Genomic DNA, 14,297 nt, shown 5'->3' on the forward strand with positions numbered 1-14,297 from the left:
AAAAAGCTCCCTCTGATTGAGGTGGACGTTAGCCTGCCGACAGGCTGAAGGAAACGCCGCCTATTGCGGCGGCTGACCGTTGGACGCGCTGACCCCGCCATCAACCGGGATCATGGCGCCGGTGATGAAGCTGGCATCGGCGCTGGCGAGGAACGCAATCACGGCCGCGACCTCTTCGGGCTCGCAGTGCCGACCCAAGGGGATGCGCTCGCGGAAGGCCGCCAGCGCCTCCTCATCGTCAAACATGTCCTCGGTCATGGCGGTGCGGGTGAGGCTGGGGCAGACGGCATTGACGCGAATGCCGCGCTTGCCGAGATCCATGGCGAGAGCACGGGTGAAGTTGACCACGCCCCCCTTGGCAGCGTTGTAGGGCAGCGTGTTCCAGTCACCGCCGGTGCCCGATACCGAGGCGGTATTGACGATAGAGCCGCCGGATTTTTCGAGATGCGGAATGGCTGCGCGGCAGCCATAAAAGACGCCATCGAGATCAGTGGCGATTACCTTGCGCCAATCCTCGTTGCTGAGTTGGGCCGGGTCGCCGCCGGAATAAACGCCGGCATTGTTGACCAAGACGTCAAGTGTTCCGAACCGTTCAACAGCGGCCGCAATCATGCCGTCGCAGGCCTTGTCGTCAGAGACATCGGCGGTGTGGATGAGGATACGGTCGGGCGACATGCCCTTGGCGGTTTCCCCCATGTCGTTGCGGTCGACCAGCACCAAATTGGCGCCTTCGCTAGCAAAGCGTCGGGCTGTGGCTTGGCCGATGCCTGATGCCGCGCCGGTGACGAGCACGGTTTTACCGGTGAACCGATCCATGGGTATGTCCTTCATGCGTTTGGGTGTGACCGGCTAACGCATCAAGGGGAAAGGGGCTCCTTCAGACCACGGCACTCAGCAGCGGATTGCCGGCAAAATGGGCGTCGAGATTGGCGACCACGAGCGCGCCCATGGCATTGCGGGTGGTGCGGGTGGCGCTGGCGTAGTGGGGGGTAAGCACGACGTTGTCGAGTTCGCGCAGCGCGGCGGGCACGCGCGGTTCATCGGCGAAGACGTCAAGCCCGGCGCCGGCAATGCCGCCCGATTGGAGCATGTCGATGAGCGCGGCTTCATCAACGAGACTGCCGCGCGCGACGTTGACGAGGCGTCCGTTGGGGCCCAGCGCTTCGAGCACCTGGCGCGAGACGATCCCTTGCGTCGCCGGACCGCCCGGCGCCACGATGACCAGCCAGTCGCAGTCCCGCGCCATGGCTTCGAGATCACCATAATAGAGGTGAGGCTCCGTCGGCTGACGCTGACGGCCGTGATAGACGATCCGCATCTTGAACGCTTGTGCCCGGGCGGCAATCTCCTTGCCGATACGGCCAAGGCCCAGAATGCCAACGGTGGCGCCGCGCAGTTCGGTGGTGAAGGGGAAGTTTCCTTGCTCCCACTTGCCCTCGCGCACGAAGCGGTCCGCCGCCGGAACCTGGCGGGCGAGCGCGATCATCAGGGCCATGGCCGTTTCGGCGACGGCATCATCGAGCACGCTGGGGGTATTGGTGACGCGGATGTTGCGGGCCTTGGCAGCCGGCGTGTCGATGGTGTCATAGCCCACACCGAAATTGGCGATGATCTCGAGCTTGGGGAGACGGTCCATCAGGTCGGCATCGACCGAACCGCCCGCGACGGCGCGGATGCGGGGGCCGACTTCGGCGAGGAACGCGTCGCGATCTGCAGCCTCGTGCAGCTTGTGGACAGTAAAGCGCTCGGCCAGGGCGGCCTCGCAGGTATCGAGCAGCTTGTGCGTCTGGAGAAGGTCGATGGCCATGAGGATCCTCTTTTCTTGCCCACCATAGGGTGGGCGTGCCCGGAGGCAACAGGGAAGCTTAAGTGGGCGTGTGGCTGAGAATGGCCAGCCAGGCAGAGATGGTCAGTGCGGAAGTGACGGTGGAGATGAGGATGGTGTTGGCGGCGACGTGAATGCCGCGATGGTAGTAGGTCGCGAAGACATAGACATTGATGCCGGCCGGCATGGCTGAGAGCAGGATGCCGTAGCGCGCCGTTTCGATGGGCACATGGAGCACCCAGACCATAAGGACATAGGCGATAGCCGGATGGACGATGAGCTTGATCAGCGAGGCGACCAGCGCCTGGTGCCAGTTTTCCGAGAGCTTGTATTCGTTGAGCGCACCGCCGATGCCGAAAAGCGCCGCCGGAACGACCGCCTGGCTCATCATCACAAAGAACGCTTCCGCGGGCTCGACAAGAGTGAGGCCGGAGAAATAGCCGATCATCCCGGCCGCGATGCCCCAGATCAGCGGATTGGAGCCGACGCGCTTGCCAGCGGTGAGCAGAGTGCGGCCCAGGGATTGCCCGTCGCGGCGAACCAGTTCCATGGTCACCATGCCGACAGTGAGCAGGATGGCGCCGTGCAGGCCAATGATGGACAGTGTTACCGGCAAGGCTTCAGTGCCATAGGCGCGTTGCATGATCGGCAGGCCGACGAGCACCGTATTGGTGAAGGTGCCGGAGAACCCGGCTGATACGCCCTCCCCCGGCCGGTTTTTGAACAGGCGGATAGCGATGACGATGCCCAGGACGAAGCAGACCAGCGCGCCCAGGTAATAGGGACCGATGATGGCGAGGTTGAACGCGGCAGTGAAGTCGGACGTTAGCAGGGAATAGAAGAGCAGGCAGGGTGTCGCGAAATTGTTCACGAAGGCGATCAAGCTCTTAATGCCTTCAGCCGGGAACAAGCGGAAGCGCACGGCGCTGTAGCCGAGCGCCATGAGTGCGAAGATCGGCGCGATGACGGAAAGGATGGCGAGCATGGCCGCACTTTCGTGGCCGGGAGGGTGACACTGCCGTAGCTTTGCTGCAGCCGATGGTCAACTCGATCTTGAATGGTAGATGCGGCGAATTGCTGCTGGTCGAGAAAAGCGAAACAGTGATGTTTTCAAACGAAAGCCAAACGCGTACAAACGAAACGCGATACACGGGACCCACATCATGAGCCAGAGCGACAGCGTCGACATCTTCGTCATCGGAGGTGGCATCAACGGCACCAGCATTGCGCGGGACGCCGTCGGCCGCGGGTTCACCGTCGCTCTGGCAGAGATGAAGGATCTGGCGTCCGGCACCAGTTCGGCGGCGACCAAGCTGGTGCATGGTGGCCTGCGTTATCTCGAGCACTATGAGTTCCGCCTGGTGCAGGAAGCGCTGGCCGAGCGCGAGGTGTTGTGGGCCGAGGCCCCGCACATCATCTGGCCGCTGCGGTTCGTGCTGCCGCACCACAAGGGATTGCGTCCAGCGTTTATCCTGCGCTCTGGGCTGGCCATGTATGACTATATGGGAGGCCGACGCCTTCTGCCGCCCACCAAGACGCTGGACCTGAAGCAGCACGAGACGGGCAAGCCGCTAAAGCCCGAGTTCAAGCGTGGGTTTGAGTATTCCGATTGCTGGGTGGACGATGCCCGCTTCGTCGTGCTGAACGCCCGCGACGCTGCCAATCGCGGCGCCACCATCCATGTCCGCACCAAGGTGACGAGCGCACGACGCGAGAATGGCGGCTGGGTGCTGGAGCTCGACGGGGAGGACGGCCGGCAGACCGTACGCGCCAAGCTGCTGATCAATGCGGCCGGGCCGTGGGTGGATGACGTGATCACGGGCACCATGGGCAAGAATGGCGCGCACAATGTGCGACTGGTCAAAGGCAGTCATATCGTGGTTCGGCGGCTCTATGAGCACGACCGATGCTACATTTTCCAGAATGCCGATGGCCGGATCATTTTCGCCATTCCCTACGAGCAAGACTACACCCTGATCGGCACGACCGATGAGGACTATCACGGCGACCCCAGGGACGTGGCCATCTCTGACAAGGAGACCAACTATCTCCTGTCGGCGGCGAGCGAGTATTTCGCTAAGCCGGTCACCAGCGAGGAGATCGCCTGGACTTATTCGGGGGTGCGCCCGCTGTTCGACGATGGGGCCAGCGCCGCCCAGGAAGCTACCCGCGACTATGTACTCAAGATGGACGGCGACAAGGCCACGGGCGCGGCCGTGCATGTGTTTGGCGGCAAGCTGACCACTTCCCGCAGGCTGGCAGAGTCGGTGCTCGAAAAAATCGAAGAAGTGCTAGGCAAGAAGGGCATAGCCTGGACCAAGGGCTCGAAGCTGCCGGGTGGTGAGTTCGAACCGCTCAATTTCGAAGCGGAACTGCGGCGCCTCGGCATGGATTATTCCGGCCTGCCAAATGGCATGCTGCGCCGGTTGATGCGGCAATACGGAACCAAGGCGCGATCTATTCTCGGTGATGCCAAGGACGTGAGCGCATTAGGCCAGCATTTCGGCGCTGACCTCTATCAAGCCGAGGTGGACTATCAGGTGAACATAGAATGGGCGCGCACGGCCGAGGACGTGTTGTGGCGGCGCACCAAGCTGGGCCTGCGCGTCGGCAAGGAAGATGTGGGCCGGCTAGAGGACTATCTCGGGCAGCGCGTACCAGCATAATCTAAAGGGACCACCGCTGGGGAAAGGCGGGGCAAATGGAGGGGTTTGCATGAGCGGTTTGGTGCTGGCGATCGACCAGGGAACGACTTCGAGCCGAGCGATCGTGTTCGGAACAGACCGAACAATCCAAGGCGTCGGCCAAAAGGAGTTCACCCAGCATTTTCCGCGCGATGGTTGGGTGGAACATGATCCCGAGGAGATCTGGGAGAGTGTCGTCTGGTCTATCCGCACTGCGCTTGAGGCTGCCGACGCCGAGGGCAAGGACATTGCTGCGATCGGCATCACCAATCAGCGCGAAACCGTCTTGGTATGGGATCGCAAGAGCGGCAAGCCGGCTCACAATGCCATTGTCTGGCAGGACCGGCGGACCGCGGAATATTGCGCCGAACTCAAGCGTGGCGGCCATGAGGCTGAAATCACCCGCAAGACCGGACTGTTGATCGACCCCTATTTTTCGGGCACCAAGCTTAAGTGGCTGCTTGATCATGTCGAGGGCGCGCGGGCGCGGGCCGAGGCTGGCGAACTGGCCTTTGGCACGGTCGATTCCTACCTCATCTGGCGGCTGACCGGCGGCAAATCCCATGTGACCGACGCGACAAATGCCTGCCGGACGCTCTTGTTCAACCTCGAGCAGAACGCCTGGGACGAGGAGTTGCTGGCGCTGTTCGGGGTGCCGCGCGCGATGTTGCCGGACGTGAAGGATTGCGCCGACGATTTCGGCACCAGCGACCCGGCGCTGTTTGGCGCCGCCATTCCCATCCTGGGCGTTGCCGGCGACCAACACGCTGCGGTGATCGGGCAGGCCTGTTTCGAGCCCGGCATGCTTAAATCCACCTATGGGACCGGGTGCTTCGCAGTTCTCAATACCGGCACCGAACTGTGCCGGAGCGACAATCGCCTGCTGACCACCCTCGCCTATCGCCTCAATGGCCAGAGCACCTATGCCTTGGAAGGCTCGATCTTCGTGGCCGGCGCAGCGGTGCAGTGGATCCGCGATGGGCTCAAGCTGGTCCAGCATGCGAGCGAAACCGGCCCGCTGGCCCAATCGGCCGACCCACATCAAAGCGTCTACATGGTCCCAGCCTTTGTGGGGTTGGGCGCCCCCTGGTGGGATGCGGAAGCGCGTGGCGCCATCTATGGCCTGACGCGCAATACGGGACCGGCAGAGATCGCCCGCGCGGCCCTAGAGGCAGTGTGCTATCAAACGCGTGACCTCCTGGAAGCCATGCGCAAGGATTGGCGCGGAGGTGGCGACACAGTGCTGCGGGTGGATGGCGGCATGGTGGCATCGGACTGGACCATGCAGTTTCTCGCCGACATTCTCGACGCCCCGGTGGACCGTCCCACCATTCTCGAGACGACTGCATTGGGGGCCGCTTGGCTCGCCGGCTCCAAAGCCGGTGTGTGGCCGAGCATGGAAGAGTTTGCCAGCACCTGGGCTCAGGACCGGCGCTTCGAGCCCGCAATGGACAATGGCGAGCGCGAGCGGAAGGTGCGGGGCTGGAACGAAGCGGTGCGGCGAACGCTCTCGAGCGCTGCCTAGACCACCCAAGCCTGGAAGCTGCCGCCGGCAATCATCGCCCAATAGAGCTTGCCGCCCGGTCCGCGCGCAGCGGCAAGGCCGAATTCGGTAAATTTCGGACTGAGCAGGGTCGAGCGGTGGCCCGAGGAGTTCATCCAGCCCTGGATGGCACCTTCGAGGCTCGTATAGCCCTTGGCTACGTTCTCACCCACGGCGCCGAGATAGCCGGCGGTGGTGACGCGTTGGCGCAAGGTGACGCCTAGATTATGGCTCAAGGTGTTTTTCTGCGCCATCAGTCGCGCCTGCGCACGAGCGGCGTTCTCAAGGCTTGCATTATAGGTCCAAGGCGGGGCGCCGTTAGCCTTCCGCACGGCATTGATGGCCGTCAGGATTTCTGCGTCCGTCAGCGTCTCGGAAGTGCTCGCGCTCTTGGGCAGAACAGGAATGGTGGCGGAGCAGGCCGCGAGCGCCGCAGCGGCGCCGAGGACAAGAAAGCTGCGGCGAGCTATGCGCATCGAGTGGTCCAAAAATCAGGCCATCTGATCGTAGGCGGTCAATAGGTGGGGCAGCACGGCAAGATCGGTGGTGATGGGGTTGCCGGCAGCCAAATCCCAGCACGCCGAAAGCGCCGAGTGCGCCGCGGCCCAGCCGAGTACGCGCTTGCGATTGTAGCCGAGACGCGCCACGAACGCATCCGCCAAAGCCGCTATCCGGCGCGGGTCCGCTGCCAGCTGCGTTTCACCCGGAGGGTTACGGAAGACATTGGCCACCTCATAAGCGGGATCGCCGATCAGCCCTTTGGGATCGATCGCCAGCCAGCCCCGATCCGAGGACAGGATGTTGTCGTGGTGGAGATCGCCATGAAGCGGCACCAGCGGCGCGGGCTTATCGAAGAGCTTGAGTGCAATGCCGCTGGCGCGGGCGTAGAGATCGCGCGCCGTGCGAGGCCAGGCGCGGACATCGGTGGCAAAGAGCGCCTCGAAGCGCTCGTGCAGCGGCTGCAGCTGGGGCGGCGCTCCGGCGCGCGCCCGATGGAGATTGGACACGATCGTGCAGATGGCTATCGTTGCCTGGTCATCATGGCCGGCCCGGACCGCGTCGCCCAGCGTGCCGCCATCGAGCCATTCCATGAAGATGGTATCGCCATGCATATCGAACACGGTGGCAGCGCCGTCCCCACCATACCACTCCAACAGCTTGGAGCCACGCCCCTCTTCCTCACCGGCATTGGCCTTGAGGATCTTGAGCACGGCAAAATTCCGGCCGTTCTGCTCGACACGAAAGATGGAGCTCCGCGGCGTTTCCGCCACCGGCGTCGACTTGGTCAGGGACCAGCGGATCATGGCGCGGCTGAGCGCCGTTTCGACAGGTGACTGATTCATGTCCTGCATTAGAGCAGATGAGGGGGCCGGTTGCGACTGCATCACTCGGGCATCGCGGTAAATCTTGATGGAATTGCGGCGCTGCAGCCTTTGGCTAGGCTCAATATTAAGCCTCCATCAACCATAAGCGCAACTGTGATGCTCCTGGTAAGCCTTTGCTTGTGCCGCCGGGCGCAGGCTGATGGCGTGCAACCACTCCCGAGGAGGAAGGGATGGACAAGCAGGTTTGGAGGGCAAGCGAGCCGCCCCGGCTCGAAAAGATAGTGGCAGCAGACGAGCGACCTGTGGGCCTGGCCCGGCAAGCCCTCAACGGGGTGCTGGGGCTTTTGGTGCTGCTCGTCTTTGGCCTCATCCTGATGATCGCCGTGCTCTGGAAGTCGCCCTAGGCGGCGGGGAAAGGCAGAATTGCTTTCCCGCCCTGCGGCGGGAAAGCCGTGCGCGCTGGGCGCCTTCTCAGCCGATCTTGTAGGCGTCCTTGGCAGCCTGATAGCTCAGATGCCGCGCGATCTCGCGAGCGGTGGACTTGCCCAGACGATTTTCGCCCACCCAGCGACCGAGAAAGCCGCAGACTTCGCGGCGCCAGACGTCGTGCCGCGCCGGAATGGACAGAAGGGCACGCGTGTCATCGTTGAAGCCGGCGAGATTGTAGAACCCTGCCGTTTCCACCACCTGATCGAGATACCGCCGGATGCCCTGGGGGCTGTCGTGGAACCACCATGGCGGCCCAATAAGCAGGGATGGCCAGTAGCCCGCCATGGGTGCCAGTTCTCTGGCATAGGTCGTCTCGTCGAGGACGAACATGATGAGGCGCAGATTGGGTTCGTTGCCGCACCGGCCAAGCAATGCGCTGAGCCCGTTGACGTAATCGGTGGTGCCGGGAATATCGGCGCCTAGATCTGGTCCACGCTCGGCAAACAGTAGGGGATCGGTGTTGCGGCGTGAACCGGCATGGATCTGCATGACCATGCCGTCTTCAACCGAAAGCAACGCCATTTCAGTCAGCATCTGCGCGCGAAAGAGTTCGGCGTCGCCAGCATCGTGCCGGCCCGAGAGCACCTTGTCGAGCAGGGCCTGCTTCTCAACGAGCGGCAGGTCGGCGGTGTTGGCCGTGGGCACGCCGTGGTCGGTGGCAACGGCACCGAAGCGGCGGAAATATTCGCGTCGCTTGCGATGGGCATTGATGAGCCCGTCCCATTTGGAGATGTCCTCGCCGGTCAGTTCGCCGAACCTTTGAAGGTTCTCGACAATGGCTGCGCGGCTGGGGTCGGTGACATCGTCGGGGCGATAGGTGGTGCGCACGCGACCGATATAGCCGTCAGCCTCCATCTTATGGTGATGCACCAGCGGATCAAGCGCGAACTCCGTGGTGGCGATGACCTCGACATTGGCGCGGTCGAGGATGGCGCGCGGCAGCAATTCGGGCGTAGCGAGCGCAGCGTCAATGGCGTCATAGATGCGGTCAGCCGTTTCCGCCGAGAGTTCTTCGGTAATGCCGAAGGTCAGTTGGAGGGAATGGTCCACCCAGGTCTTGGACGGTGTGCCGGCGAACAGGTGATAGTTCGCGGCAAAGAGCCGCCAAGCGGAGCGGCCATCGGCGACCGGCTTGCCGTCCTTGCGGGGGACCCCAAGGTCATCATAGCTGAGCCCGCGGCTGCGCAGCATGCGCAGGACGTAGTGATCCGGCGTCAGAAACAGCGCGGCCGGGTCGGAGAAGCGAGTGTTCTCGGCAAACCAAGCGGGATCGGTGTGCCCATGCGGGCTGATCAAAGGCAGGTCGGCGACCTCGGGGTAAAGGTCACGCGCAATGGACTGCGCTGGCTCGGAAGCAGGGAACAGGCGGTCAGGATGGAGATGAGCTGGGTATGTCATAGACAGGTTTGTGGCACGAAGAGCGGATCGGATCAATCTACCATACAAGACCAACATTGTGGCATTTGAACAAAATTAACTGCGATTGCAGCCGGGCATTCGTTCGCTCCGCGGACGGCGTTACCCTCTCGGTAAGGGTGAGAAACGGCTCAACAAAGCGGCCGCCCAGAACTGTCCGGCAGGTGCCGAGCATTCGAGGGGAACAGCCTTGGTTCACATCCATTCCACCAGCGAAGACGACCTCGACATCGTGCGGCGCCACGCCCGGCGCTCCAGTCATCTGCAGCATGTTCACACCATGTTGTTGGCGGCCGGGGTGACCGCATTCGGGCTCGTGGCCGTCGCCGCAACGATGATGACGACGCTGTTCTAAGCACCACAAAGCCTGCCCTCAACGCATGGCTGGCTTGATCGAACTCCCCCTAGAAAGCGCGGGGGATTAGGCCCATTTCTCCACTCATGAAGGCGATCCGGCAGTCGGCCGGGTCCACTTAGGAGTTGGACATGAGCACCCCGCGCAAGAGCATTTTTGCGACCCTTGGCACTATCGTTGATGTCTTTGGCAGCGCTGCCGCTGCCGCATCGGCTGTCGAGGCGGGTCGGGTGCCCAAGGCCAAGCACCTGCGGACACTCGGGATCGACGCCCACGCCTTCCGTTCGATCGGCAAGCTCTAACTCTCCCCGGCAGGGCGCGGCTCCTCCCTCCCCCGACCTGCCAAGAGCATGCTGCGAACCCATGGAAAGCCCGGAAGCCAGAAATGGCTCCGGGCTTTTCTTTATGTACGATGCCTCAGCTCGCCTGCTCGAGGCTCTGCACGGGCCAGGTGCGGATGATTTCTTCCAGCCGCTCGGGCGTCAGCGGGCGGGACATAAGATAACCCTGGAGCTGGTTGCAGCCCATATCCTCAAGCAGGGTTCGCTGGGCGGCCGTCTCCACGCCCTCGGCGGTAACCGACATGTGCATGGCACGGCCCAGATCGATGATGGATGCAACAATGCTGTCGATCTCACGGTCCTCGCCCAATTGAGCGGTGAAGGACTGGTCGATCTTGAGCTTGTCGATGCCATGGGTGCGCAGATAGCTGATCGAAGAGTAACCCGTGCCGAAATCATCGAGCGCGACGCGGATGCCCTTGGCCCGCAGCCGCATCAGCGTCGATTGCACGACGGGAGAGTTCTGGAGGAGCAGCCCTTCGGTAATCTCGAGCTCGAGGCGGCGTGGCGCCAAGCCGGTCTCGGCAAGAATGGCAAAGACCTTGTCGGCAAAGCGCTGATCGCGGAACTGCACCGGCGAGACATTCACCGCCACCCACGGAATGCGGGAGCTAGCAGCGAAAGCGCAGGCATGCCGGAGCACCCACATGCCCAAGGGCTCGATAAGACCGCGCTCTTCGGCAAGCCCGATAAAGGACAGGGGACTGAGGCGCCCTCGGGTGGGGTGTTCCCAGCGAATGAGCGCCTCGGCGCCGACGGGTATTCCGGTGCGGGTCTGGTAAATTGGCTGATAGACCAGTTCTAGTCCCAGATCGGTGCGGAGCGCATGTCGCAGGTCCGTTTCGAGGGCACGCCGCTCCTGCACCGCTTCGCCCAGTTCGCCAGCAAAAAGCTGATAACGGCCACGCCCGCTGTCCTTGGCTTCATAGAGGGCAATATCTGCCTGGCGGGCCAGTTCTTCGCGACTGGCATCGACATCGGCGCTCACCACCACACCCATGCTGGCGGAAACCCGCAGCTCCTGACCAAAAATCTCGAATGGCTCTTCGAAGGCCCTGATGATTTTGTTGCTCAGGGAAATGGCCTCGGAGGAATCGAGGACCGAGAACTGCACGATTGCAAATTCGTCGCCGCCAAGACGCGCTACGGTATCCCCCTCCTCAACAAGGCTGGTCAAGCGCGCGGCGCTCTGGCGGATCAGTTCATCCCCTGCAGGATGCCCTAGCGTATCGTTGACATGCTTGAAGCGGTCGATGTCGAGGTAATGGAGAGCGATTTTCGCCCCGGTCCGCCGCATATTGGCGAGCGCCTGCTGCAGCCGATCCTCGAACAGGGCCCGGTTGGGAATGCCGGTGAGCGAGTCGTGAAAGGCCAGGTAAGAGGCTTCTGCCTGGCTATGCTCGAGCATGCTGGAGGTGCGCCGGAGGCGTTTTATGAGGAAGAGGAGGATCAAGCCGCCAACGGCGACGACAAGTCCAACCACTGGTGCGGTTTCCTGCAACAACTGATAGGCTGGCTCATCTGGCAGCCAGGAGAAGAAACCGACGATCCTGCCTTTTGCGTTCAGAACCGGGCTTGAGACACGATCGAGATCGCGTGCGAGCGTCGTTTCGAATCTCAGATCGGAAATCTCGTAGTTCTCAGCGATTTCGGAGATGAGCGCCGTGTCGATCAGCCGGACCGACACGTGCAGATACTCCGTGCCAGGACGCTGCGCTACCGCATCGGTACTCGGAACAATCGGCCGAATGCTGACTATGGCGGCAGCGCCGCTGGGCAACGCTACGACGTCGGAGACACCGAGGCCTGTGACGGCAGCGGTGGAATCGCTATACCCTCCGCTGGCGGCCTCCATCTGCACCCGGAGATCGCGGGCGAGTGGCTCAATAGCTATTCGATCGGCGGCGTAGAATTCAGTCCCCACCTTAACGCCTTCGGCAACTGCCCGTACAAGTTCGTCCCTCGGGCCCAGCAGGTAGATGCGATGGTGGCCATAGAACTCGCTCATCCATTCGGCGAGGTTCTCAGCCAGCCAAGCTTCGTTGTTGATGCGCAGATTGAGAACGGCCTCATCCCAAATGGCGGAGCTATCCTGCTCGATGGGGATGTCTGCGGCAGCGTCGGCAAGGCCCCGGTGGATCTCGCGCGTCTCTCGCGCGATGGAGCGGTCATCGATGCGGGAAGCGGCCCACCAGCCAAAGCAGCCAAGCGCCGTCACTAGCGCAAGGGCCAGAGCGATGGTCACCGTGCTGATCTGGCGGGAGAGGGAGGTCTCGGTTCGGGGCACTAGCGCTTCGCATCGGCTTGTCTCGATCAGCAAGATTAGCGCCAGATACACTAACGAAGCGTAGATTTACCCGTATCCCCAAACGCAAAAAGCCCCTCACGGTGAGTGAGGGGCTTTTTATGTTTCGACGGTGTAATGAGAAGCTTATGGTTTTGGCAGACCTTGCAGTGACCTACTCTCCCAAGTCTTGAGACTTAGTACCATTGGCGCAGAGGGATTTGACGGTCGAGTTCGGGATGGGATCGGGTCCTGGGCCCCTCGCAAGAACCACAAGGTCAGCGAAAACCATAAGCTCGTGAATTCTGGTTTGTTTTGTTTTGCCAGTGCGCTTCCCATGCTGAAGGGCACTGGTTGGTGTGTTCTGAGCCGATCATCTGACTAGTCTATGCGGACATAGATTAATGAGAACGATCAAGCCAATCGAGCTATTAGTACCGGTAAGCTTCACACATTGCTGCGCTTCCACACCGGCCTATCGACGTGGTGGTCTTCCACGGCTCTCAAGGGAATACTCGTTTTGAAGGAGGCTTCCTGCTTAGATGCTTTCAGCAGTTATCCCGTCCGAACTTAGCTACCCTGCAATGCGGCTGGCGCCACAACAGGTCCACCAGAGGTTCGTCCATCCCGGTCCTCTCGTACTAGGGACAGCTCTTCTCAATATTCCAACACCCACGGCAGATAGGGACCGAACTGTCTCACGACGTTCTGAACCCAGCTCACGTACCACTTTAAATGGCGAACAGCCATACCCTTGGGACCTGCTCCAGCCCCAGGATGTGATGAGCCGACATCGAGGTGCCAAACAATGCCGTCGATATGGACTCTTGGGCATTATCAGCCTGTTATCCCCAGCGTACCTTTTATTCGTTGAGCGATGGCCCTTCCACGCGGGACCACCGGATCACTATGACCGACTTTCGTCTCTGCTCGACTTGTCAGTCTCGCAGTCAGGCAGGCTTATGCCATTGCACTCAGCGACCGATTTCCGACCGGTCTGAGCCCACCATCGCGCGCCTCCGTTACTCTTTGGGAGGCGACCGCCCCAGTCAAACTACCCACCATACGCTGTCCCGGACACTGTTATGCCGCGGTTAGACATCTATGACGATAAGGGTGGTATCTCATCTTGCGGCTCCACCAGAGCTAGCGCCCTGGCTTCAAAGCCTACCACCTATCCTGCACATGCCGACACAAATGCCAGCGTAAAGCTATAGTAAAGGTGCATGGGGTCTTTCCGTCTGACCGCAGGAACCCCGCATCTTCACGGGGAATTCAATTTCGCTGAGTCTATACTGGAGACAGTGGGGAAGTCGTTACGCCATTCGTGCAGGTCGGAACTTACCCGACAAGGAATTTCGCTACCTTAGGACCGTTATAGTTACGGCCGCCGTTTACCGGGGCTTCAATTCAAGGCTTGCACCTCTCCTTTTAACCTTCCGGCACCGGGCAGGCGTCAGACCCTATACGTCGTATTGCTACTTCGCAGAGCCCTGTGTTTTTGATAAACAGTCGCCACCCCCTCTTTTGTGCCACCCCTACCGAGTTGCCTCGATAGAGGTCACGCTTATCCCGAAGTTACGCGTGCAATTTGCCGAGTTCCTTCAGTATAGTTCTCTCAAGCGCCTTGGTATGCTCTACCAGTCCACCTGTGTCGGTTTCGGGTACGGTCAATATTGGTGGAGCTATTTCCTGGAACCGGCTCATCGCACCCCCAATCCGATAAGGGGATACGAACCTGCGCGATCCGTCACTACCACCTGGCCCACGAATATTAACGTGGTTCCCATCGTCTACGCGTTTCCGCCTCGACTTAGGGGCCGGCTAACCCTGCGCTGATTAGCATTGCGCAGGAACCCTTGGACTTTCGGCGAAAGTGTCTCTCACACTTTTTGTCGCTACTCATGTCATCATTCGCACTTCCGATACCTCCACGGCCCCTCACAGGTACCGCTTCGCAGGCTTACGGAACGCTCCGCTACCGCTTGCAACAAGTTGCAAACCCTAAGCTTCGGTGCACAGTTTTAGACCCGTT

Annotated in this window: 12 protein-coding genes and 2 rRNA genes (1 of these 14 cut by a window edge); 5 read left to right on the forward strand and 9 right to left on the reverse strand. The window is 61.3% G+C overall.

What is annotated here, in order from left to right; genetic code table 11:
* Positions 1–60: 60 nt before the first annotated feature.
* The 3 genes from budC to QOV41_RS16975 form a co-directional block, all read right to left on the reverse strand.
* Positions 61–816 (reverse strand): meso-2,3-butanediol dehydrogenase, encoded by a 756-nt coding sequence (gene budC / locus QOV41_RS16965; protein ID WP_284577978.1) that lies wholly within the window; start codon positions 814–816, stop codon positions 61–63.
* 61 nt (positions 817–877) lie between these two features.
* The gene (locus QOV41_RS16970; RefSeq protein WP_284577979.1) at positions 878–1,807 is read right to left on the reverse strand and encodes a 2-hydroxyacid dehydrogenase; all 930 of its coding nucleotides are present in this window, start codon (positions 1,805–1,807) and stop codon (positions 878–880) included.
* 58 nt (positions 1,808–1,865) lie between these two features.
* Complete coding sequence (locus tag QOV41_RS16975) at positions 1,866–2,810, reverse strand: AEC family transporter (RefSeq protein ID WP_284577980.1); 945 nt, start codon at positions 2,808–2,810, stop codon at positions 1,866–1,868.
* Between the two features lie 178 nt (positions 2,811–2,988).
* Here QOV41_RS16975 and glpD point away from each other — a divergent pair, with 178 nt between their 5' ends.
* Both glpD and glpK read left to right on the forward strand, forming a co-directional pair.
* Positions 2,989–4,491, forward strand: coding sequence for a glycerol-3-phosphate dehydrogenase (gene glpD, locus QOV41_RS16980; RefSeq protein ID WP_284577981.1), 1,503 nt, complete (start codon positions 2,989–2,991; stop codon positions 4,489–4,491).
* Between the two features lie 49 nt (positions 4,492–4,540).
* Positions 4,541–6,034, forward strand: coding sequence for a glycerol kinase GlpK (glpK, locus tag QOV41_RS16985; RefSeq protein ID WP_284577982.1), 1,494 nt, complete (start codon positions 4,541–4,543; stop codon positions 6,032–6,034).
* Here glpK and QOV41_RS16990 read toward each other — a convergent pair.
* Both QOV41_RS16990 and QOV41_RS16995 read right to left on the reverse strand, forming a co-directional pair.
* Positions 6,031–6,528, reverse strand: coding sequence for a CAP domain-containing protein (locus QOV41_RS16990; protein WP_284577983.1), 498 nt, complete (start codon positions 6,526–6,528; stop codon positions 6,031–6,033). The genes glpK and QOV41_RS16990 overlap by 4 nt on opposite strands.
* 15 nt (positions 6,529–6,543) lie before the next feature.
* Positions 6,544–7,395, reverse strand: coding sequence for an aminoglycoside phosphotransferase family protein (locus QOV41_RS16995; protein ID WP_284577984.1), 852 nt, complete (start codon positions 7,393–7,395; stop codon positions 6,544–6,546).
* Between the two features lie 212 nt (positions 7,396–7,607).
* Here QOV41_RS16995 and QOV41_RS17000 point away from each other — a divergent pair, with 212 nt between their 5' ends.
* Positions 7,608–7,781, forward strand: coding sequence for a hypothetical protein (locus QOV41_RS17000; protein ID WP_284577985.1), 174 nt, complete (start codon positions 7,608–7,610; stop codon positions 7,779–7,781).
* 67 nt (positions 7,782–7,848) lie between these two features.
* Here QOV41_RS17000 and uxaC read toward each other — a convergent pair whose 3' ends face one another.
* Positions 7,849–9,264 (reverse strand): glucuronate isomerase, encoded by a 1,416-nt coding sequence (uxaC, locus tag QOV41_RS17005; protein WP_284577986.1) that lies wholly within the window; start codon positions 9,262–9,264, stop codon positions 7,849–7,851.
* Between the two features lie 208 nt (positions 9,265–9,472).
* Here uxaC and QOV41_RS17010 point away from each other — a divergent pair, with 208 nt between their 5' ends.
* Together QOV41_RS17010 and QOV41_RS17015 are read left to right on the forward strand one after the other, a co-directional pair.
* Positions 9,473–9,637 carry a hypothetical protein gene (locus QOV41_RS17010; RefSeq protein WP_284577987.1) on the forward strand — a complete coding sequence of 55 codons (165 nt, stop codon included), beginning with the start codon at positions 9,473–9,475 and terminating at the stop codon, positions 9,635–9,637.
* A 131-nt stretch (positions 9,638–9,768) separates the two neighbouring features.
* Positions 9,769–9,939, forward strand: a complete 171-nt coding sequence (locus tag QOV41_RS17015; protein WP_284577989.1) for a hypothetical protein — start codon at positions 9,769–9,771, stop codon at positions 9,937–9,939.
* Positions 9,940–10,054: 115 nt separating this feature from the next.
* Here QOV41_RS17015 and QOV41_RS17020 read toward each other — a convergent pair whose 3' ends face one another.
* From QOV41_RS17020 to QOV41_RS17030, 3 genes are all read right to left on the reverse strand, one after another.
* Complete coding sequence (locus QOV41_RS17020; RefSeq protein ID WP_284577990.1) at positions 10,055–12,298, reverse strand: putative bifunctional diguanylate cyclase/phosphodiesterase; 2,244 nt, start codon at positions 12,296–12,298, stop codon at positions 10,055–10,057.
* Positions 12,299–12,424: 126 nt separating this feature from the next.
* Positions 12,425–12,540, reverse strand: a 5S ribosomal RNA gene (gene rrf / locus QOV41_RS17025).
* 132 nt (positions 12,541–12,672) lie between these two features.
* Positions 12,673–14,297 (reverse strand): 23S ribosomal RNA (locus QOV41_RS17030); it runs 1,092 nt beyond the window's last position.

It is taken from the genome of Devosia sp. RR2S18, from assembly GCF_030177755.1.
GTDB lineage: Bacteria > Pseudomonadota > Alphaproteobacteria > Rhizobiales > Devosiaceae > Devosia > Devosia rhizosphaerae.